This is a genomic window from Ferrovibrio sp. MS7 (genome assembly GCF_038404985.1).
GTDB lineage: Bacteria > Pseudomonadota > Alphaproteobacteria > Ferrovibrionales > Ferrovibrionaceae > Ferrovibrio > Ferrovibrio plantarum.
In genome coordinates, this window is sequence record NZ_JBBKBA010000002.1 from 99,569 (window position 1) to 121,595 (window position 22,027).

Consider the following 22,027-nt stretch of genomic DNA (forward strand, 5'->3'; position numbering starts at 1 on the left):
GCGGGACACTATCAAAGCGCCCACAGGGGGGCCAGAAAAGAACGCGCCCCTGCCATGCATGGCCTGCATGACGGTTATGCGCCGGAACGGGCCCGGCTCTTGGCCTCGTGGACGGGAACGGCTTTACTGCGCCGGCAGCGGAACATACGGCAGAACATTGGGGGCGCAGATGGCAGCGGCAGGCAAGAAGCCGGGCAACAAGGTGACAAAAGCGGCAAAAGCCCAAGAAACCGCCGTGGGAACGCGAACCCACCGGCCGATCGTTTCCTCGGCGCATCTCGCATCCGAACGCCTGAGCGAACTCAGCGAATTCGAGTTTGCCCTGATGATGACCGCCAATGCCTTCAACCGCTGGATCGTGCGCTGCATGAATGCCGCCGGCACGCCGGACCTGGCGGCGCTGGACGTGATGGTGCTGCATGGCGTGAATCACCGCGACCGCCCGAAGCGGTTGGCCGATCTCTGCCTGGTGCTGAATGTGGAAGACAGCCACACCGTCAATTACGGCCTCAAGAAGCTGCAGCGCCTGGGGCTGGTGAGCGGCGAGAAACGCGGCAAGGAAATCCACTATTCCACCACGGCGGCGGGCCGCGAGGCCTGCCTCAGCTATCGCAAGGTGCGCGAGGAATTGCTGGCCGAGGCCGCCGCCCTGATCGGCCGACAGCCGGGCGAGATCGCCCGCATCGCCGAGACCATGCGGGCCCTGTCCGGCCTCTACGACCAGGCCGCCCGCGCCGCCGCCTCGCTTTAGGACGATGACTATTCGTTGACAATTTATCAACGTCCTGGGATGGTGCCGTCACCTTGAACGGAGGATCAGATGAGCGCGCAGTGGGAGTTCTGGATCGATCGCGGCGGCACTTTCACCGACATCGTTGGCCGCAAGCCCGATGGCAGCATCGTCACCCACAAGCTGCTCTCGGAAAACCCGGAACGCTACAAGGATGCCGCCGTGCAGGGCATTCGCGACCTGCTGGGGCTCAAGAATGGCGAGCCGCTGCCCGCCGGCGCCATCAAGGCGGTGAAGATGGGCACCACGGTGGCGACCAATGCGCTGCTCGAGCGCAAGGGCGACCGCGTGCTGCTGCTGGTCTCCGAAGGCTTTGGCGACCAGCTCCGCATCGGCTACCAGACCCGGCCGAAGCTGTTCGCGCTGCATATCCAGTTGCCCGAGATGCTTTACGAGCGCGTGGTGGAAGTGCCGGAGCGCGTGCGGGTCGATGGCTCGATCGAAACCCCGCTCGACCTCGCCGCCGCCGAAGCCGCGTTGAAGGCCGCCTATGCTGATGGCATCCGCGCCTGCGCGGTGCTGTTCATGCATGGCTACCGCTACCCTGAGCATGAGGCCAAGGTGGCGGCACTCGCCCGCCAGATCGGCTTCAGCCAGGTTTCCGCCAGCCACCAGGTCAGCCCGCTGATCAAGTTCGTCAGCCGTGGCGATACCACTGTGGTGGATGCCTATGTCTCGCCGATCCTGCGGCGCTATGTCGATCAGGTGGCGAGCCAGCTCGACGCGGAAAAGAATAACCTGCGGCTGATGTTCATGCAGTCGAATGGCGGCCTGGCGGACGCCAATTACTTCCAGGGCAAGGACAGCATCCTATCAGGCCCGGCCGGCGGCGTGGTCGGCTTGGTGCAGACCTCGACCCGGGCCGGCTTCGCCAAGGTGATCGGCTTCGACATGGGCGGCACCTCCACCGATGTAAGCCATTACGACGGCGAATACGAGCGCGCCTTCGAGACCATGGTCGCGGGCGTGCGCATGCGCGCGCCGATGATGCTGATCAACACAGTGGCTGCCGGCGGCGGCTCGATCCTGCATTTCGATGGTGCGCGCTACCGCGTCGGCCCGGATTCAGCCGGCGCCAATCCCGGCCCGGCCTGCTACCGGCGCGGCGGCCCGCTCGCCGTCACCGACTGCAACGTGGTGCTGGGCAAGCTGCAACCCGATTTCTTCCCCGCCGTGTTCGGCCCCAATGGCGACCAGCCGCTGGATGCCGAAATTGTCAAGACGAAATTCGCCGAACTGCAGGCGCGCGTGAAAGCCGAAAGCGGCGATAGCCGCAGCATCGAGGAAATGGCCGAGGGCTTCCTCGCCATCGCGGTTGAGAACATGGCCAACGCGATCAAGAAGATTTCCGTCGCGCGCGGCTATGACGTGACCAAGTATGTGCTGACCAGCTTCGGCGGTGCTGGCGGCCAGCATGCCTGCCTGGTGGCCGATGCGCTCGGCATGACGGAAGTGCTGCTGCATCCGCTGGCCGGCGTGCTTTCCGCCTATGGCATGGGCCTGGCCGACATGCGCGTGCTGAAGGAAAAGACCGTGGAGCGCAGCTTCGAGGCCGCCGCCCTGCCCGCGCTGGCCAAGGAACTCGATGCGCTGGCCGAAGAAGCACGGGCCGAGATGCTGCGCCAGGGCGTGGCGCCGGAGCGCGTCACCATTCTGCGCAAGCTGCACCTGCGCTATGGTGGCTCGGATTCGCCGCTGGTGGTGGATTTCGGCGACCTGGAGAGCACCAAGGCCGCTTTCGAAACCGCGCATCGCCAGCGTTTCGGTTTCATCAGCCCGGAAAAGCAGCTCATCGCCGGCTCGGTGGCTGTGGAAGTGGTGGGCGAAGGCGAGCGCGCACCCGATAGCGTGGAAGCCATCGGCGAGATTCGCGCGCCCGAAGCCATTCCAGCACTTGCCCGCCGCCGCGCCTACATGGCCGGCAAATGGCATGACACGCCAGTCTATGACCGTGAGAAGCTGAATCCGGGCGAAAAGCTGAACGGCCCGGCGATCATCACCGAAAGCACGTCGACCATCGTGCTGGAGCCGGGCTGGCAGGCCCGGCTTACCGAGCGCCGCGACCTGGTGCTGAAGCGCGTCGAGGCCCTGCCCGAGCGCAAGGCCATCGGTACCGACGTCGATCCGGTGATGCTGGAAATCTTCAACAACCTGTTCATGTCGATTGCCGAGCAGATGGGCAGCGTGCTGGAAAAGACCGCCTATTCGGTGAATATCAAGGAGCGCCTGGATTTCTCCTGCGCCATCTTCGATCTGGATGGCGAGCTGATCGCCAATGCGCCGCATATGCCGGTGCATCTCGGCTCGATGTCGGAATCGATCAAGACCGTGATGCGCAAGCGCGCCGGCAACATGAAGCCCGGCGATGTCTATGTGCTGAATGCGCCCTATGCCGGCGGCACGCATCTGCCCGATGTCACGGTGATCACCCCGGTTTTTGACAAGGCCGGCAAGGAGGTGCTGTTCTATCTCGGCAGTCGCGGCCATCATGCCGATATCGGCGGCACCACGCCGGGCTCGATGCCGCCCGACAGTCGCACTGTCGCCGATGAAGGCGTGCTGCTGGATAACGTGCTGCTGGTGGATGGCGGCCGGTTCCTGGAAGACGAGATCGTCGCGCTGCTGAAATCCGGCCAGTATCCCTCACGTAACCCGTTCCAGAATGTCGCCGACCTCAAGGCGCAGATCGCTTCCTGCGAAAAGGGCGCCCAGGAACTGCGCAAGATGGTCGATCAGTTCGGCCTGGATGTGGTGCGCGCCTACATGAACCATGTGCAGGATAATGCGGAGGAATCCGTACGCCGCGTGATCAGCCGCCTGAAGGACGGCGAATTCACCTATCCGATGGATGACGGCTATGAGATCAAGGTTAAGGTGACGGTCAATCACGCCGATAGAACGGCAAAGATCGACTTTACCGGAACGTCCGGCGTGCACCCGACCAATTACAACGCGCCGACGGCGGTCTGCGTCGCTGCCGTGCTCTATGCCTTCCGCTGCCTGGTGGATAGCGACATCCCGCTGAATGGCGGCTGCCTGAAGCCGCTGGAAATCATCATCCCGAAGAACTCGATGCTGGACCCGGTGTTCCCGGCCGCCACGGTGGCCGGCAATGTTGAAACCAGCCAGTGCATCACCGACACCATCTTCGGCGCGCTGGGCGTGATGTCGGCAGCCCAGGGCACGATGAACAATTTCACCTTCGGCAATAACGATTACCAGTATTACGAGACGATCTGCGGCGGCAGCGGCGCCGGGGCGACATTCGATGGCTGCGACGCTGTGCACACCCATATGACCAATGCCCGCCTCACCGATCCGGAAGTGCTGGAATTCCGCTTCCCCGTGCTGCTGGAATCCTTCCGCATCCGGCGCGGTTCCGGCGGCAAGGGCAAGCACAAGGGCGGCGACGGCACCATCCGCCGCATGCGCTTCCTGGAGCCGATGACCGCGACGCTGCTCTCGTCCCATCGCATTGTGCCGCCGTTCGGCCTCGAAGGCGGCTGCCAGGGCGAAACCGGCCGGCAATGGGTGGAGCGATCCAATGGCAAGCGCGACGAGCTTGAGGGCCGCTGCTCGACGCCGATGCAGCCCGGCGATGTCTTCGTCATCTCCACGCCTTCGGCTGGTGGCTTCGGCAAGGCTGAAGAAGTGAAACAGGCTGCGGAATAATCGCCGCCCAAATTCCGCCACAGTAACCGGCGAGTCTCCCTCCACTGCATGCCGCTGCTTATTCATGCCGTGGAGGGGGAGTGCATCGCTTTGCCGCTACCTGTGCCGTTCTGCTGCTGGGTTCCACTGGCCCGGCATTGGCCCAGGATGCGTTCCCGGACTGCCCGCTTTTCGTCAGTCCCGATGATGCCGCGATCTGCGGCATCGGTCGCGACAGCAGTTTGCCACCGCTCTACGATCCAACACCGGCCTTGATGCTGCTGGGCCAGCGTCCGCTGCTGGATATGCAGGATATCGACCTCACAACGCCGAACCACGCCCAGCCCTATCAGGTCAGAACCTACAGCACGACGGCTACACCGCTCACCGGCTATGACCTGCCGCTGCTGGATGGCCTCACCCTTACTGGCACGGACGCGCTGAGTCGCAGTATTGATGCCGAAAGCGAGACCAACACGCTGAAAGGCAAGTTCGGCCTCGCCTATGAGGAGTATGGCGTAAAGTTCAAGGTCAATCCCGATGCCGCGCTGATCTGGAGCGATCTGGCCGGCAGCGGTGCGCGACGCCTCGGCGTCGACAACCAGGCTTCCGCCCTGCTCAGCCAGAACCTGACCCTGACGCTTTCCGCCGGCTATGACAGCCTGTTCGATGCCGCCGATCCCGCTGCCTCGATCAGCCGGGACCGACACCGCGTCTCCCTGGCGCAGCATTTCGCCAGCGGCTACAAGTTCGGCCTCTCGGCACAGCGGCAGAACGAATACCGTGCAGCGGAACGGCGCGACATAAACAGCTTCGGCCTGCAGATCGGCGTGCCCTTAAGCGACAGCCTGAATTTCACCGCCAGCCACGAATTCGCCCTCGGCCAGAAGCGCGACCTGACGACCCGTAACGCGTTGCCCATCGCCGGCCAGCAGCAAAGCCTGGATATGCAGATGCACTGGACACCGCTGGCGCTGGACCGCCGCGCCATGACCCTGATGGCCGCCTATTCGATCAGCCAGGAAGCCTGGGGCGGCTATGCCGATCCGGCGCTGGCCCAGGCGCGACTGAACCTGGCGATGCGCTTTTGAGGTTCACGCCCCCTGCTCGATGAATGCTTCCAGCGGCAGCAGCCGCGCCAGACAATCGGCGCAGCTTAAGTCGGCTATACTGCCGTTTTTTGGCGCTGTGGCATTTTTGCGGCCCGTTTACGCGGGGGCAGGCTTTTCTTAGTCCGCTTCACTGCTAGAGTCGCGGCAAAGTTCCGGGAGAAACGCCATGTCCGCGCTCAACGCCTTCGAGACCCATGAAGTGCTCAACCAGCCGCCAGCGCTGGAAGGCCACAATCTCTTCACCTCCGACCGCGCGCTTAGCGATGCCGCCAGCCGCGAAGGTGCTGCCTGGGCCGAGGCTGATCTTGCCGCCTATGGCGCCAAACTGGGGGCGCCGGAAACCATCGAGGCCGGTCGGCTGGCGCATAAATTCCCGCCGCAACTGCAACTCTTCGACCGTTTCGGCCATCGCCGCGACGAGGTGGAATTCCATCCCGCCTGGCATCAGATCATGGGCCTGATCATCGGCCAGGGCCTGCATAGCGCACCCTGGGCCGACCCGAAGCCCGGGGCCCATGTCGCCCGCGCGGCTGCCTATATCATGCATGCGCAGATCGAGCCGGGCAGCCAATGCCCCACCACCATGACCTATGGTTCGGTGCCGGCCTTGCGCCGCGATGCCGAGATTGCCAAGACCTGGCTGCCGAAAATCTATGACCGCCGCTATGACAAACGTTCGGCGCCGATAGAGCAAAAGACCTCGGTGCTGCTCGGCATGGGCATGACCGAGAAACAGGGCGGATCGGATGTGCGCGCCAACACCACGCGGGCCGAGCCCGATGGCCAGGGCGGCTTCATCATCACCGGGCATAAATGGTTCTTCTCGGCACCGCAATGCGACGCGCATCTGGTGCTGGCCCAGGCGCCGGGCGGCTTGAGCTGCTTCTTCGTGCCGCGCTTCAAGCCCGATGGCACGCGCAATGAAATTCGCATCCAGCGCCTGAAGGACAAGATCGGCAACAAGTCGAATGCCTCGTCAGAAGTGGAATTCCACGGCGCCTGGGGCAAGCTGCTCGGCGAGGAAGGCCGTGGCGTGCCCACCATCATCGAGATGGGCACCTACACGCGGCTCGATTGCGCGCTCGGCTCGGCCGGCCTGCTGCGCGGCGCCGTGGCGCAGGCCCTGCACCATGCCAGCCATCGCCGCGCCTTCCAGCGCCACCTGATCGACCAGCCGCTGATGACCAACGTGGTGGCCGACCTGGCGCTTGAATCGGAAGCCGCGACCTCGCTGGCCTTGCGCCTCGCCCGTGCCTTCGACCGCCGCGACATGGACGCGGCGGAAGCCGCCTTCATGCGGCTCTGCACCCCGGCGGTAAAATACTGGGTGTGCAAGCGGGCGCCGATGGCCGTGGTGGAAGCCATGGAGGTGCTGGGCGGCAACGGCTATGTCGATGAAGGCCCGATGGGCATGCTGTACAAGGAAATCCCGCTCAATTCGATCTGGGAAGGCTCTGGCAACGTGATGTGCCTGGACGTGCTGCGTGCGCTGATGAAATCCGGCGATGCGCTGGACGTATTCCTGGCCGAGATCGATTCCGCCAGCGGTGCCGACAAGCGCCTCGATCAGGCGATTGCCGGGCTGAAGGCCGAATTCGCCGATGTCGCCGATATCGAAAGCCGGGCGCGGCGCGTGGTCGAGCGCATGATGCTGACCCTGCAGGGTGCGCTGCTGGTGCGCGGTGCGCCGGCTGCGGTGGCGGATGCCTTCTGCGCCTCGCGGCTGGCCGGCGACTGGGGCCACGCTTTCGGCACCCTGCCCAAGGGCGCCGACCTGCGCGGCATCGCCGAGCGGGCACGGCCTGTGCTGAATTAATCAGCGCCGGCCGAACAGCTTTTCGATATCGGCGAGCTGCAATTCCACATAGGTCGGGCGGCCGTGGTTGCACTGGCCGGAATGCGGCGTCGCTTCCATCTGGCGCAGTAGCGCGTTCATCTCATCCGTGGTGAGCCGCCGCCCGGCCCGCACGCTGCCATGGCAGGCCATGGTGCCGCAGACATCCTCCAGCCGCTCCTTGAGCGACAGCGCGGCATCGTATTCCGAGAGATCGTCGGCAAGGTCGCGGATCAGGCCCTTCACGTCGCCATCGCCGAGCAGCGCCGGCACTTCGCGGACAAGAATGGCGCCGGCGCCGAAGGCTTCCAACACCAGGCCAAGCTCGGCCAATTCCTCGGCACGGGCGGCGACACGGGCGGCCTCGGCTTCGTTCAGTTCGACGACTTCGGGCAGCAGCAGCATCTGGCGCGGCACCTTGCCTGTGCTGAGATGCTGTTTCATGCGCTCATAGACCAGGCGCTCATGGGCGGCATGCTGATCCACGATGACGATGCCCTGCTCAGTCTGCGCCACGATATAGGTGGCGTGAAGCTGTGCCCTTGCAGCGCCGAGCGGGAAATTGCCCGGCGCAATATGCCCCGGCGTTTCATCGGCGCGCGCCTGCGGCTGCAAACCGGACCCGGCTTCCGGCGGCGGCGCATTGTAGAGCGCCACGGCATCGGCCAGGGCCGGCGCGAAACGCTCCGGCTGGTAGGCATAGACATTCGGCCGTGCCGGACCATTCCCGCCGGAAAACGGCAGCGGCATGGTCGGCGCAGCGGCGGCGCGACCCAGGGCGCCAAGCGCCACCTGCGCCACCGTGGTGGAAGCGCGATGGCCGGCCGCCGCCAGCGCATGGCGCAGCGCACCGACGATCAGGCCGCGCACCAGGCCGGGATCGCGAAAGCGCACTTCCGCTTTGGCCGGATGCACATTCACATCCACCTGCTCGGCAGGCAGTTCCAGGAACAAAGCCACCACCGGATGCCGGTCATGGCTGAGGAAATCGGCATAGGCGCCGCGCACCGCGCCGACAAACAGCTTGTCGCGCACCGGGCGGCCATTCACGAACAGATACTGGTGCTGCGCATTGCCGCGATTATAGGTCGGCAAGCCGGCGAAACCGGTCAGCCGGATGCCCTCGCGCTCGGCTTCGATGGGCAGCGCGTTGTCGGCGAAGTCGCGGCCCAGAATCTGCTCCAGGCGCCGCAGCCGGCTTTCCTCGGGCAGCATCTCGGCCTGCGATGCGTCGGCACGAAAGCTGGTGCGGCCATCTTCCTGCAGGGTGAAACCGACTTCGGCATGGGCCATGGCCAGGCGGCGCACGATCTCCTGCACCGCCAGGGATTCCGAGCGCTCAGATTTAAGGAATTTCAGCCGCGCCGGCACGGCATAGAACAGGTCGCGCACCTCGATGCGGGTGCCGAAGCCAGCGGCTGCCGGTTTCACCTTGCCGACCGCGCCGCCTTCCACCTTCAGCGCATAACCGCTCTCATCGCCCTTGCGCCGGCTGACCAGGGTGAGCCGGCTGACCGCGCCGATGGAGGGCAAAGCCTCGCCACGGAAGCCGAGCCACTTGATATCGAGCAGGTCATCACCCGGGAGCTTTGAAGTGGCGTGGCGCTCCACGGCGACGGGCAGTTCATCCGCTGCCATGCCAATGCCGTCATCCACCACGCTGATCAGCGTGCGGCCACCATTGCTGATAGTGACATCGACGCGACGCGCGCCGGCATCCAGCGCATTCTCCACCAATTCCTTCACCGCCGAAGCCGGACGCTCCACCACTTCGCCGGCAGCGATGCGGTTGACCAGGGTTTCCGGCAGGCGGCGGATCGGCATGCAGGCTCAGCCGCCCAGCCCGCCGGGCTCGCCGACCACAACGACCAGCAGATCGCCATTGGCAAACAGGCGCTGCGCCACGCGGCGGATATCATCGGGCGTCACGGCGTTGATGTAATCGGCATAGCGGTCGATGTAATCCATGCCCAGTCCGGCAAGCTGCATCGCCGTCAGCATGCCGGCAATGGCAGAATTGGATGACAGCCGCAGCGGGAAGGAACCGGTGAGATAAGCCTTGGCATTGGCGATCTCGCCATCGGTGAGGCCATCGCGCGCCAGAGTGAGCAGGTTCTCGCGCACCAGGCCCAAAGCCTGCCCCACCTGCTCGTTGCGGGTGGAAAGCGAGCCGGCGAACAGGCCCGCCGCCGGCATCGGCTGCAGGCCGGTGGAAACCGAATAGACCAGGCCACGCTTTTCGCGGATCTCTTCCATCAGGCGCGAGGAGAAACTGCCCCCGCCAAGCACGTAGTTCAGCACCGTGGCGGCGTAATAATCAGGATCGTCGCGCAGCAGGCCCGGCGCACCGAACAGCACAATGCTCTGCGGGTTGGCATAGGGCACCACGACAGGCTTGGCGGCCACCTGCGGCACGGTCTTGCCCGGCAGTTCAAGCTGCGGCTCCAGCGGCAGCTTGCCGAAGCTCAGGTCCAGCAGCCGCTTCAGTTCTTCCGGCGCGATATCGCCGACCACGCCGATCACCAGATTGCGCCGCGCCAGCACGCTTTTGACGTAGGCGCCGAAATCACCGGCGCTGAGGCGTTCCAGGCTTTCCGCCGAGGCCTGGGCTGGGCGGCCATAGGGGTGGCCCGGGAAGGCGATGGCCATGAAGCGGTTATTGGCGATGCTGCCGGGAGAGGTGCGCGCCCGCTGCGCCGCCACCAGGGCCTGCGCCTTCACACGCTGGATCGGCTCGGCATCGAAACGCGGCTGCGTCAGGGTCTGCGCCAGCAGCTCGAAGGCGCGCTCGCGCTTCTCCGACAGCGTGCGCAGGTTGAGCGAGAGATAATCGCGGTCGGCCGAGGCATCGATGGAAATCGCATCGGCACGCAAGGCCGACTGGTAAGCTTCGGCATCGAGATCGCCGGCGCCTTCGGTGAGCAGGTCGGCAGCGATGGCAGCGCGGCCTTCGAGGCCAGTGGGATCGGTAGCCGAACCGCCGCGCCATACCGCCTGTAGCGCGATCATCGGAATCTTCGGCTCGCGCACCAGCCAGGCTTCGACACCGCTGGCGCCGACCACGCGCTCGATCTTCGGGCCGGCCTGGGCGGCCAGCGGCAACAGCAGCACGACAAGGGCCAGGAACCAGCGACGCATCGGCCTACTCCTCAACTCTGTTCTTTAGGCAGCAACAGCCCGGTGACCGAGCGGCGCAGATCGAAGACATGACGCGCCGCCTCCAGTACCTGCTCAGCGGTCACGGCGCGGACCAGTTGCGGCCAGGCTTCCACCTGCTCCACGCTCAAGCCGGCAGTGAGCGCGACGCCGAAGGTGCGCGCGGCGCCGAACAGGCTGTCGCGGGCATAGACGGCATCGGCCAGCATCACGTTCTTCGCCGCCGTCAGCTCGAATTCGGTGACGCCCTCCTTCAGCAGCGTCTCCAGCACCTTGTCGAGCGCCGCCTCGACCTCATCAATCTTGCGGCCCGATTTGGGCGAAGCAGACAAGGTGAAGGTGCTGGGATCGACCGACAGCGACTGGTAATAGGCACCGGCACCGGCAGCCGGGCCATCATTGGCGACCAAAGCGCGATGCAGCCGGCCCGTGGCATTGCTCAGGATTTCCGCCAGCACCGAAAGCGGCACGGCATGGCGCGTCTCGCCTGCCACGCGGCTGGGCGCCAGGTAGCTGCGGGTCAGCGAGGGCTGCGTCACCCGCGGGTCATGCATGGTGAGGCGGCGCGCGGCAAGCTGCGGCGGCTCCTGCGGGCGGAAACGCGGCGGCACGGGGCGCATCGGGATCATGCCGTAATGCTTCTCGGCCAGCGCACGCAATTCGTCGGGCGTGACATCGCCGGCGACGATCAGCACGGCGTTGTTCGGCGCGTAATGCATGCGGTAGAAGGCCATCGCCTTCTCCAGATTGAGGCGCTGGATTTCATGCGCCCAGCCGATGATCGGGCGGCCATAGGGATGCGCCAGATACATCGCCGCATCCATCTGTTCGCCAAACTGGCCGCGCGGCGAATTGTCGGTGCGGCTTAAGCGCTCCTCCATCACCACCTGCAATTCCGGCTTGGCATCGGCTTCCTTGAGGCTGAGGCGGTGCATACGGTCCGCCTCCATGCGCATCACCAGTTCCAGCCGGTCGCGCGCAATGGTCTGGAAATAGCCGGTATAATCCGACGAGGTGAAGGCATTGTCGCGGCCGCCTTCGCGCGCCACGATCTTGGAGAATTCGCCCGCCGGCACGCTGGGCGTGCCCTTGAACATCAGGTGTTCGAGATAATGCGCCACGCCGGATTCGCCCGGCGCCTCATCGGCAGCGCCAACCTTGTACCACACCATGTGATTGACGATGGGGGCGCGGTGATCCTCGATCAGCACCACTTCCAGGCCATTGCCGAGCGTGAAGCGGGTGGGATTGAAGACCTGGGCGGAAGCGGGAATGGCAACAGAGAAGCCGGCCAGGCCGGCGAGGAGCAGAGCGAAGAGCAGACGGCGCATCGGATCCCCTCAAGGCATTCGGGCTATTGCAGCGGCAGGCAGGCCACCGGGATGGGCCTGTCATGCAGCATATAGGGCAGCCGGCAGCGGCTTAAAAGATGCCTTCCAGAATGCCGCGCTCGCGGCGCTTCACGGTCGGCACATCGCCGGTATTGGCGGCCTTGCCCTGGGCGGCATTCTCGCGCAGGCGCTGGGCTTCCTTGGCCGGATCGACCACGGTGCCGCTCGGGTCCTGCGGCTTCTGCCAGAAGATCAGGCGGTCGACCAGGCGGCTGTCGCGCTCGGCAAGCTGGGTGAATTCGTCATTCACCTTGCGGCGGATATCCGGGTCGGGATTGCTGGCGCGGGCAAGCTGCAGCAACTGCGCCTCACCCGGGCTGCGCGGCGTGGCCTGGGCCTGGGCGCTGCGCTGCATCGGACTCAACTGGCCGGCGGCTTCGCCGCGACCACCGCTCAATGCGGCCTGGGCACGCTCGCGCGCCGTCACTTCCTGCGGTCGCGGCGCACCGGGTTCCGGCGGGCGCAGACCGAATTCCGGCGGCAGTACCAACGGCGCCTTGGTCACCACGGCGAATTCATCCGGCGCCTTCTTGTTCAGGCCCAGCGCCTCGCGCGCGGTGTCGCAGCCCGTCAGCGCCAGAGGCAGGGCAAGCAAGACAAGCAGGGCCAGATGGCGTCGGCCGGCACGGATCGGTCGACTCATGATGGAGTGCCTCCCAGGCTTCAGGTAATCCGTGCCTAATATCGCCTCTCGGGCGCCAACTTACAAGGGCAGCCGGGCAACTCGGGCAGCGGCGAATCTATGTTATTTCACAGGAACTTGTGACGGAAAGCGGACAATCGCCACGGTGCCTTCGCCAACCTTCGACGTGATCTCGAGGCTGCCGCCATGCAGTTCCATGAATTTGCGGCTGATGGCGAGGCCGAGGCCGGTGCCCTCGGTGCGCCGGCGGATGCTGGGATCGCCCTGCCAGAACGGCTCGAAGATGCGGCCCAGATCCTCCTTGCGGATACCGATACCGGTATCCTTCACGTGCAATTCCACGCTGCCATCGGCGGCCACCGCCCCGGCCAGCCGCACCTGGCCGCCTGGCGGGGTGAATTTGATGGCATTGGATAGCAGGTTCAGCAGCACCTGCTTCACCGCACGGGCGTCCAACTCCAGCAGCGGCAGGGCCGCGCCGCCCAGTTCGTTGATCAGCACGATACGGTTTTCCCGCGCCCTGCCCTTCACGATGGTAAGGCAATCCTCCGCCACCTGGGCAACATCGGTGGGCTCAAGCGACAGCTCGTAGCGCCCGGCCTCGATCTTCGACATGTCGAGGATATCGTTGATCACATTCAGCAGATGCCGCGCGCTCACCACGATATCCTGCGCGTAGTCAAAATAGCGTTCGGAGGATGGCCCCCACATGCGCAGCCCGATCACTTCCGCAAAACCGATCACGGCATTCAGCGGCGTGCGCAATTCGTGGCTCATATTGGCGAGGAATTCGCTCTTGGCCCGGTTGGCCGCGATGGCATGCTCGCGCTCGCGCGCCAGGCTGCCGGCCAGCCGCTCGAGATCCTGCGCCTGGGCACGCAGCCGCGTGTTGGCGGCATCCAGCGCCCGCTCCGCCTGCTTGCGTTCGGTGATATCGGTGGCGATGGTGAGCAGCGCGCGCACGCGGCCCTCGGCATCGCGCAAAGGCACCTTGCTTTCCAGCGCGGTGATGGTGTGGCCATCGCGGTCGAGATAGGTATTCTCGAAATTCATCACCGGCTGGCCACTCTCGAACAACTGCCGGTCGTTGATATTGGCCTGTTCGACGAAGGCGCGGCGGCTCGCCTTGTCCAGCGAGGTGAGCGGAAAATCATCGACACGACGGCCGACAGCGGCGGCATTCTCGATGCCGAACAGCAATTCGGCCGGGTGGTTGAGCAGCATGTAGCGCCGGTCGGTATCCTTCAAGGTGACGCGGGCCGGCAGGTTATCCAGCACCATGCGCAGCAATTCGCGCTCGCGGTCGCGGTCGCTCAAATGCCGCGCCGCCGCGACCAGGATATCGTTGATACGGCTGGCCAGAAGGCCAAATTCATCGTTGCGGTGATGTGCCGGAATCTGCACCCGCGAAGCCGTGGGGTCCTCGGCATCGACGCGGCTCAACTGCTCCACCAGGGCCAGCAACGGCCGCGTCAGGGTGTAGTAGAACAGCACCGTCAGCAGCAGGGCGAGAAAGAAATTGCGCACAAAGCCGGTGACCAGCACCACGCCGATGCGGTTCACCACATTGGCGGCGAACTGGTCGCCATCCACCACCACGCGCAATTCGCCGACCAACTCCTGCCCGCGCGCGGCATAAAGTGGCCGGGTCCGCACCTCGTCCTCGGCGCCGACAAGATGCGTCAACCAGTTGCCCTCGGTATCCTCGCGCTGCTGCACCGCCATGCGGCGGCCGTAATTGTCATGGATTTCGGCGCGCAGGATCGGGCGATAGAGCAGCAGGCCATTGACCACGCGCACGGCAAGCTGCTCGTCGAGCGCATAGGCGGCCTGCGCCGCCGGCTCGTTCAGCATGTCCATGACCTGATTGATCGCAGTATCGCGGCTGGAGAGTTCGCTGCGCACATCGAGGATAAGCTGGAAAATGCTGGAGATGAAGCCAAGCACCAGCGCCGCCAGCACGGCGACCTGCACCTGCTTGACCGATAGTCGGCGATGCCAGGGAATACTCATACGCCCCGCCTGATCGGATCAATCTCTGCGCGGGCCGAGCCCATCCCCACTCCGCAGCTTGTTGCTGTGGAAACTCTGACACCTTTTCCACCCTTGTGCAACGAAGGGTGGCGCGATCCATACCCCTGGTTTAGGGCCGGCCCAGCCTAGGGCTGACCGTTGGGCCGGGGCAGCAAGGAGTCGAGCAGCAGCAGGCAGACGCCGACGACAATGGCGCAGTCAGCAATGTTGAAAGCTGGCCAATGCCAGCCAAAGGCGTGGAAGTCGAAAAAGTCGGCAACCGCACCGAAGCGCAGCCGGTCGCCGATATTGCCCAGGGCGCCGCCGATCACCAAACCGAGCGCCACCGTCACCAGCCGCGCCGGCCCGCGCCACAGCCAGATCAGCAGCCAGACGGTGACGGCAGCGGCAGCGGCAATGAGAATCCAGCGGCGCTCGTCACCGGCGCCGCTGAACATGCCGAAACTGACGCCCCGATTCCACACCATCACCAGATTGAAGAACGGCGTCACCTCGATGCCGCCGGGATTCTTCTCCATCAGGTCGAGCAGGAACGGCTTGCTGAGCTGATCGGAAATCACGATCAGTGCCGCGATGACGAGGCCCAGCAGCCGCGCCTGCTTCGACTTTTCCGGCGCCTGATCCGGCATCAGGCCGCTACCGCCTCGGCGCAGCGCTTGCAGAGGTCATCATGGCCAGGCACATGGCCCACCTCGTCCAGCACCTGCCAGCAGCGTTCGCACTTGATGCCGCTGGCCTGGCGCGGCAGCGCGGCAACGCCCTTCACATCCTCGAGCCGGAAGGCATCGGCCGGGCCTTCGCCGACCTCCACCGCGATGCTCGATGTGATGCAGATTTCGGCGAAGTCGATGCCCTGCAGCGCCTCCACATCCTCCGGCGCGACGAAGACCTGCGGCGAAGCCTGCAGGCTGGAGCCGATGCGCTTGGCGGCGCGTTCGATTTCCAGCGCACCGGTGACAACGCGGCGCACGCGGCGCACCCGCTCCCACTTGGCGCCGAGCGCCGGATCAAGCCAGGCGTCGGGCAAAGCCGGAAACACCTGACGGTGCACCGAGCCATCCTCGCTGGGATAGCGGGTCAGCCAGGCTTCCTCGGCGGTGTAGCAGATGAACGGCGCCAGCCAGATGGTCAGGCACTTGAACAATTCATCCAGCACCGTGCGCGCGGCGCGGCGGCGGACGGTGCCCGGCGCATCGCAATACAGCGCATCCTTGCGGATATCGAAATAGAAGCTGGAGAGATCGACGGCACAGAAATTGTAGAGCGCCACATACATACGGTGGAAATCATAGGCCTCGCAGCTTTCGCGCACCACGCGGCCCAACTCGGCCAGGCGATGCAGCACCCAGCGCTCCAGTTCCGGCATCTCGGCCACCGGCAGGCGCTCGGCCTCCTGGAAGCCGGCAAGATTGCCGAGCAGGTAACGCAGTGTGTTGCGCAGGCGGCGATAGGCGTCGGCCTGGGCCTTGATGATATTGTCGCCGACGCTCAAGTCTTCCGAGTAATCCGACGACACCACCCAGAGCCGCAGGATATCGGCGCCGAACAGATCGATCACCTTCTGCGGCTCGACGGTGTTGCCGAGCGACTTGGACATCTTGCGGCCCTTCTCGTCCAGCGTGAAGCCATGGGTCAGCACGGCATCATAGGGCGCACGGCCGCGCGTGCCGCAGCTTTCCAGCAGCGACGAATGGAACCAGCCGCGATGCTGGTCGGAGCCTTCGAGGTAGAGCGAGGCCGGCCATTGCAGGTCGGGCCGCTGCTCCAGCACGAAGCTGTGGGTCGAGCCGGAATCGAACCAGACATCGAGGATGTCCGTCACCATCTTCCACTCGGCCGGATTATAGCTGTTGCCAAGGAAATCCTCCGGCTTGGCGGTGAACCAGGCATCGGCGCCGCCCTTGAGGCAGGCCTGCACGATACGCTCGTTCACGGCCTCGTCGCGCATGATTTCGCCGGTCAGCTTGTTCTCGAACACGGTGATCGGCACACCCCAGGCACGCTGGCGACTGATCACCCAGTCCGGGCGCTGCTCGATCATCGCATAAAGCCGGTTACGGCCCTGCGGCGGATAGAAGGCGGTGGCGTCGATGGCCGCCAGCGCCTTCTTGCGCAGGTCGTTGGTGGCCATGGAGATGAACCATTGCGGCGTATTGCGGAAGATCAGCGGCGCCTTGGAGCGCCAGGAATGCGGATACTGGTGGCGCAGCCGGCCACGGCCGAGCAGGCCACCCGCCGCCGTGATCGCTTCGATCACCGCCCGGTTGGCCTCGCCTTCCTTGCCGGCATCGTCCAGCACCCGCTTGCCAGCGAACAGCGGCACATGCGGGAAGTAGCTGCCATCCTCATCGACCGTGTGCGGCACTTCGATGCCATTGGCAACGCCGAGATTGTAGTCGTCGGCGCCATGGCCCGGTGCGATATGCACGAAGCCGGTGCCGGCATCGAGCGTGACGAAATCGCCGGCCAGCACTGGCACGTCGAAATCGTAGCCCTGGCCGCGCAGCGGATGCGCGCAGACGCTGCCAAGCAGCTCGGCGCCTTTCAGCGTCGCCAGCACGCTATAACTCTCGATGGCGCAGGCCTTGGCCACGGCTTCTGCCAGGTCCTTCGCCACCACCACATCATCGCCGACCTTGGCCAGCGACTTCTCACCCACCGCATCGACGCGCAGGCGCACATACTCTGCGTCATGCGAAAGCGCCACGGCCCGGTTGCCCGGCATGGTCCAGGGCGTGGTGGTCCAGATCACGATGCTGGTGCCTTCGAGCGCCGGGTTGCTGGCCTTCATCACCGGAAATTTGGCGAAGATAGTATGCGAGGTGTGTTCCTGGTACTCGACCTCGGCCTCAGCCAGCGCAGTACGCTCGACGATCGACCACAGCACCGGCTTCGAGCCCTTGAACAGGCCGCCATTCATCACGAATTTCTGGATCTCGCGCACGATCTGGGCTTCGGCCGCGAAGCTCATCGTGGTGTAGGGATCCTTCCAGTCGCCGATCACGCCGAAACGCTGGAATTCCTTGCTCTGCACGGCGATCCAATGCTCGGCGAAATCGCGGCATTCCTTGCGGAATTCGTCGATCGGCACATCGTCCTTGTTCTTGCCGGCGGCGCGGTACTTCTCCTCGATCTTCCATTCGATCGGCAGGCCATGGCAATCCCAGCCCGGCACGTAATTGGCGTCATAGCCCATCATCTGCCGCGAACGGTTGATCACGTCCTTGAGGATCTTGTTCAGCGCGTGGCCGATATGCAGGTTGCCGTTGGCATAGGGCGGGCCATCGTGCAGCACGAATTTCTCGCGGCCCTTTGAATCATTGCGGAGCTGGCGGTACAGGTCGTTCTTCTGCCAGCGAGCCAGGATTTCCGGCTCCTTGGCCGGCAGGCCGGCCTTCATCGGGAAAGCGGTCTCGGGCAGAAATACGGTTTCGCGGTAGTCTTTGGTCATGACATCACTCGGCTGGCGGCCCTAGGGCGTCGCGTCGGGAACACGCGGATATATAAGTGAAAACGGCGAGAGAACCCGGCCCTTAAAGAAGGACCGGGCGGCTAATTCGCAGGGCCACGGAGTGGCGCGTATGGCCGGTTTCGGTTGTCATGCCCGAGGTTTAGCACCCCCGGCGGACGCTGTCGAGACAGCGCCGTTAACCTCCCGGGGGCTGTTAACCTCCGGGGACAGTTAACTTCTCAGCCCCCGGAGGCTATTAACCTTTGGCCGCCAGCATGGCCCTGGCCGCCTCGACATCGGCGGCGATCTGCCGCTTCAGCGGTTCCGGCCCCTCGTATTTCAACTCGGGCCGCAGGAAGTTGTGGAATTCCACCCGCATGGAGCGGCCATAGAGGTCGCCGGCAAAGTCGAACAGATAAACTTCCAGTTTCACATCGGTCTGGTTGAAGGTCGGGCGGATACCCAGGCTGGCGACGCCATCATGCCGCTCGCCATCAATGACGGCGCGCACGGCGTATATGCCGAATTTCGGAATCTGGAAATCGGTCAGCGCCACATTGGCGGTGGGAAAGCCAAGCTCGCGGCCACGCTTGTCGCCATGCTCGACAACGCCAATGATTTCCCAGGGCCGGCCAAGCAATACGGCAGCTTCTTCCGGCTTGCCCTCTTGCAGCAGGGCGCGGATGCGCGAGGACGAGAAAGCCCCATGGCCATCGCCATGCGCCTTGACCACGCTGACGCCGATGCCCCTGGCTGCGCACAGTTCTTTCAGCATGGCGGTATCGCCGGCGCGGCCCTTGCCGAAGGTGAAGTCATAGCCCACCACCACATGGGCCAATCCGAGATCGTGCTGCAAAATCCGCGCAACAAAATCCTCCGGCCCCAGGCCGGCCAGGCCGGCATTGAACGGCAAAGCCAGCAGGGCATCCACGCCCAGCCCGTCCAGGATACGCGCCTTGGTCTCCAGCGCATCAAGCCGGAAGGGCGGCGCCGAAGGCACGAAAAAACGCCGCGGATGCGGCTCGAATGTCATCACCAGGACAGGCTTGTTGCCGGCAGCCACGGCTTGCGCCTCGGCCACCAGGGCACGGTGGCCGCGATGCACGCCATCGAAATTGCCAATCGCCGCCACGGCGCCGCGCAAGGCGGCGGGCAGTTCGGCGGCAGAACGGATGATCTGCATCGCCGTCAATGGGGACGGCGGTTGACCATCAGCGTCGCTTCGCCCTCGATCGCCACGGTATCGCCCACCTTGCATTCGCAGATGAACTTCACGCGGCGCTTCTCCTGCACGATCTCGGTCACGGTCGCCCTGGCCACTACGGTTTCGCCCAAACGCACCGGCGCCTTGAAGCGCAGATCCTGCGACAGGTAGATGCAGCCGGGCCCGGGCAGCTTGGTGCCGAACACGGTGGAAAGCAAGCTGGCCGAGAGCATGCCATGGGCGATGCGGCCCTTGAACATGCTGCTGGCGGCGAAATCCTGGTCGATATGCACCGGGTTGGTATCGCCGGAGACGGCGGCGAACATCAGGATGTCGGCCTCGGTGACGGTCTTGCTGAACACGGCGGACATGCCGACGGACAAATCCTCAAGGTAAAACCCATGCTGGCTCATCGTGGCACGCTTCATCCTGTATAGTCCCACCGGCCGAACCGGGCGCGGTTGACGCGGCGGATCGGGGGCGCGACTATACTTTTTGCCCAAAATACCGGCAAGCACCGCCCCCTCACCCTTTCGTACCCCCTCTAAATGTCGAAATCCGCAGTCCATGCAATCCCTTGCCGCGCTAGAGCCCGTCCGCAAGCAGGTCCATTACCTGCTCACCGATATCGACGACACGCTGACCAGCCATGGCCGACTCGAGGCCAAGGCCTATGCCGCGCTCGAGCGGCTGGAGGCAGCCGGCATCCGCGTGGTGCCGATCACCGGCCGCCCGGCCGGCTGGTGCGACATGATCGCCCGCTTCTGGCCGGTGAGCGGCATCGTCGGCGAGAATGGCGCGCTCTACATGCGCTATGACCGTCGCGCGAAAAAGATGCAGCGCCGCTTCTGGCAATCCGAGGCCGAGCGCCAGGCGTCGCGGGCCAAGCTGGCGCAACTGGCGGAGACCATCCTGCGCGAAGTGCCGGGCACGGCGCTCGCCTCCGACCAGCAATATCGCGAATGCGACCTCGCCATCGATTTCTGCGAGGACGTGCCGGCACTCCCCGCCAGCGACATCGACCGCATCGTGGCCTTGTTCGAACAGGCCGGTGCCACCGCCAAGGTCAGCTCGATCCATGTCAACGGCTGGTTCGGGGCGTGGGACAAACTGAGCATGACGCGGGCGTTTTTCAGCGAATGCTTCGGCATCGACCTGGATGCGGCGCGCGACAGCGTGGTGTTTTCCGGCGACAGCCCGAACGACGCGCCGATGTTCGGCTATTTCCCGCTTTCGGTCGGCGTCGCCAATGTGCGGCCGTTTCTCGACCGCATCAGCGCCAAGCCGAAATTCATCACGATGGGTGAAGGCGGCAGCGGCTTCGTCGAACTGGCGGATATGTTGCTGGGGTGACTTACCACTATACCAACATCGTCATCCTCGGGCTTGACCCGAGGATCTCGTTGATGAGATGCGCGGATCAAGTCCGCGCATGACGAGGTAAGTAGTCAAGCCACGCGGGCGAGCTTCGGCGTACCGAACAGATGACCCTGGCCGAGTTCGAAGCCATATTCGGCGAGTTGCACCAGATCGCGTTCGGTCTCCACCTTGGCGATCACCGGCTCGATCTCGTGGCGGCGGCAGATTTCCAGCAGGTCTTCCAGTGCCACCGGCGCGCTGCGGGCATGGCGCGGATCGAGCAGCAACTGCGCATCCAGCTTGATATAGCGCACGCCGAGCTTGCCCAAAGCGGCGATATCGATATCCAGGCTCTCGAAGCCATCCACCGACAAGCCGAAGCCAAGGCCGGCGAGGCGTTCCAGGCGGTGCCAGCCGGCGCGGTCGAGCTGGCGCAGGCCGCTATGGGCGAATTCCAGGATCAGCGTGCCGGCACGCTCGCGCTCGCGGCGCAGGAATTCATACAGCGTCTCGAAGGCCCGTGCGTCGGCCAGGGCTGCCGGCGAGATGTTGCAGAAGAAGCCGAGATGGCGGGCGCGGGCTTCCAGCTTGCGCACAAGCTGCACGCCGCGCAGCAGCATCAGGGCGTCGAATTCGGCGGCCAGCCCTGCCGCCTGCAGGGCCGGCATATGGGCGCCCGGCGACAATTCGCGGCCCTCGGCATCGCGGGCGCGGGCCAACAATTCGACGAAGCGCAGCTTGCGCGCCGGCAGGCGGACCACCGGCTGCACATGCAGTTCGACACGGTTGTTGTTCAGGGCGTCGCGCACGGCGGCGAAGATGGCGGTGTCGTCGGCAATCTCGGTCTCCGCAACCTCTGCTTCCTCCGGATCCGGCAGGATGGTCGGCATCGCCAGGCGCGGCTCGGCCCGGGTTTCGGCGCGGGCTTCCGGCCGGCTCTCGATAACCCGGCTGTCATTGGCTTGCAGCGGCGCCGGCACCGGCATCGCGATGGATCCGGCCTGCACCAGGCGGTCGATCTCGTCCAGCAGCAGATTCTGTACCCGGAAGCGCTCATAGCGCTCGCGCAAGGCCCAGAGCAGACCACCGAAGGCGGCGCTGAGCAGGATCACTTCGCCCGGCACCCAGCCCGGCGCCAGGCGCGACAGGCTGACAGCACCGATCAGGCCGAGCAGACCGCAGGCGATGAAACTGAGTAAACCGGGAATACTGGGCATGGCGTGCCTCCGCAGCGGCTCAACGGCTTTTGATATGCCTTTCGGGCACTGGACGTTGCCTTTGGGAAGGAGCAAGCTTATCTGAGCAGCGTTAACGCAGACTTAACCGATGGCAAATGTCATGGCCCTGATCAGGCGTCGTCTCCTGCAAGCCGGCCTCGTATTCCTATCCGTGGCCGCCCTTC

Annotated in this window: 15 protein-coding genes; 5 read left to right on the plus strand and 10 right to left on the minus strand. The window is 64.8% G+C overall.

Annotated elements, in window-relative coordinates:
* The first annotated feature begins 235 nt into the window (after positions 1-235).
* The 4 genes from V6B08_RS13825 to V6B08_RS13840 all read left to right on the plus strand — a co-directional run bounded on the left by V6B08_RS13825 (position 236) and on the right by V6B08_RS13840 (position 7,369).
* Positions 236-751: a winged helix DNA-binding protein gene (locus V6B08_RS13825; protein WP_341981842.1), complete on the plus strand. Its 516-nt coding sequence runs from the start codon at positions 236-238 to the stop codon at positions 749-751.
* 69 nt (positions 752-820) lie between these two features.
* Positions 821-4,462 (plus strand): hydantoinase B/oxoprolinase family protein, encoded by a 3,642-nt coding sequence (locus V6B08_RS13830; RefSeq protein WP_341981843.1) that lies wholly within the window; start codon positions 821-823, stop codon positions 4,460-4,462.
* 80 nt (positions 4,463-4,542) lie between these two features.
* Positions 4,543-5,532: a hypothetical protein gene (locus V6B08_RS13835; protein ID WP_341981845.1), complete on the plus strand. Its 990-nt coding sequence runs from the start codon at positions 4,543-4,545 to the stop codon at positions 5,530-5,532.
* A 187-nt stretch (positions 5,533-5,719) separates the two neighbouring features.
* Complete coding sequence (locus V6B08_RS13840) at positions 5,720-7,369, plus strand: isovaleryl-CoA dehydrogenase (RefSeq protein ID WP_341981848.1); 1,650 nt, start codon at positions 5,720-5,722, stop codon at positions 7,367-7,369.
* Here V6B08_RS13840 and mutL read toward each other — a convergent pair whose 3' ends face one another.
* From mutL to V6B08_RS13885, 9 genes are all read right to left on the minus strand, one after another.
* Positions 7,370-9,211 carry a DNA mismatch repair endonuclease MutL gene (gene mutL, locus V6B08_RS13845; protein WP_341981850.1) on the minus strand — a complete coding sequence of 614 codons (1,842 nt, stop codon included), beginning with the start codon at positions 9,209-9,211 and terminating at the stop codon, positions 7,370-7,372.
* Positions 9,212-9,217: 6 nt separating this feature from the next.
* Positions 9,218-10,525, minus strand: coding sequence for a M16 family metallopeptidase (locus tag V6B08_RS13850; RefSeq protein WP_341981852.1), 1,308 nt, complete (start codon positions 10,523-10,525; stop codon positions 9,218-9,220).
* An 11-nt stretch (positions 10,526-10,536) separates the two neighbouring features.
* The gene (locus V6B08_RS13855) at positions 10,537-11,874 is read right to left on the minus strand and encodes a M16 family metallopeptidase (protein ID WP_341981854.1); all 1,338 of its coding nucleotides are present in this window, start codon (positions 11,872-11,874) and stop codon (positions 10,537-10,539) included.
* A gap of 91 nt (positions 11,875-11,965) precedes the next feature.
* Positions 11,966-12,577 (minus strand): DUF3035 domain-containing protein, encoded by a 612-nt coding sequence (locus tag V6B08_RS13860; protein ID WP_341981856.1) that lies wholly within the window; start codon positions 12,575-12,577, stop codon positions 11,966-11,968.
* Positions 12,578-12,679: 102 nt separating this feature from the next.
* Positions 12,680-14,590, minus strand: coding sequence for an ATP-binding protein (locus tag V6B08_RS13865; RefSeq protein WP_341981858.1), 1,911 nt, complete (start codon positions 14,588-14,590; stop codon positions 12,680-12,682).
* A gap of 146 nt (positions 14,591-14,736) precedes the next feature.
* Complete coding sequence (gene lspA, locus V6B08_RS13870) at positions 14,737-15,240, minus strand: signal peptidase II (protein WP_341981860.1); 504 nt, start codon at positions 15,238-15,240, stop codon at positions 14,737-14,739.
* Positions 15,240-18,062 (minus strand): isoleucine--tRNA ligase, encoded by a 2,823-nt coding sequence (gene ileS, locus V6B08_RS13875; protein ID WP_341981863.1) that lies wholly within the window; start codon positions 18,060-18,062, stop codon positions 15,240-15,242. Before ileS ends, lspA begins: the two co-directional genes overlap by 1 nt.
* A gap of 256 nt (positions 18,063-18,318) precedes the next feature.
* On the minus strand, positions 18,319-19,245 hold the full coding sequence (locus tag V6B08_RS13880) for a bifunctional riboflavin kinase/FAD synthetase (protein ID WP_341981864.1): 927 nt from the start codon (positions 19,243-19,245) through the stop codon (positions 18,319-18,321).
* Positions 19,246-19,250: 5 nt separating this feature from the next.
* Positions 19,251-19,637, minus strand: coding sequence for a MaoC family dehydratase (locus V6B08_RS13885; RefSeq protein ID WP_341981866.1), 387 nt, complete (start codon positions 19,635-19,637; stop codon positions 19,251-19,253).
* A 196-nt stretch (positions 19,638-19,833) separates the two neighbouring features.
* Between V6B08_RS13885 and V6B08_RS13890 the strand changes: the two genes are divergently transcribed.
* Positions 19,834-20,619: an HAD-IIB family hydrolase gene (locus tag V6B08_RS13890; RefSeq protein WP_341981868.1), complete on the plus strand. Its 786-nt coding sequence runs from the start codon at positions 19,834-19,836 to the stop codon at positions 20,617-20,619.
* A gap of 95 nt (positions 20,620-20,714) precedes the next feature.
* On the opposite strand, the gene V6B08_RS13895 is transcribed toward V6B08_RS13890, so the two are convergent.
* Positions 20,715-21,842, minus strand: coding sequence for an EAL domain-containing protein (locus tag V6B08_RS13895; protein ID WP_341981870.1), 1,128 nt, complete (start codon positions 21,840-21,842; stop codon positions 20,715-20,717).
* Positions 21,843-22,027 lie beyond the last annotated feature (185 nt).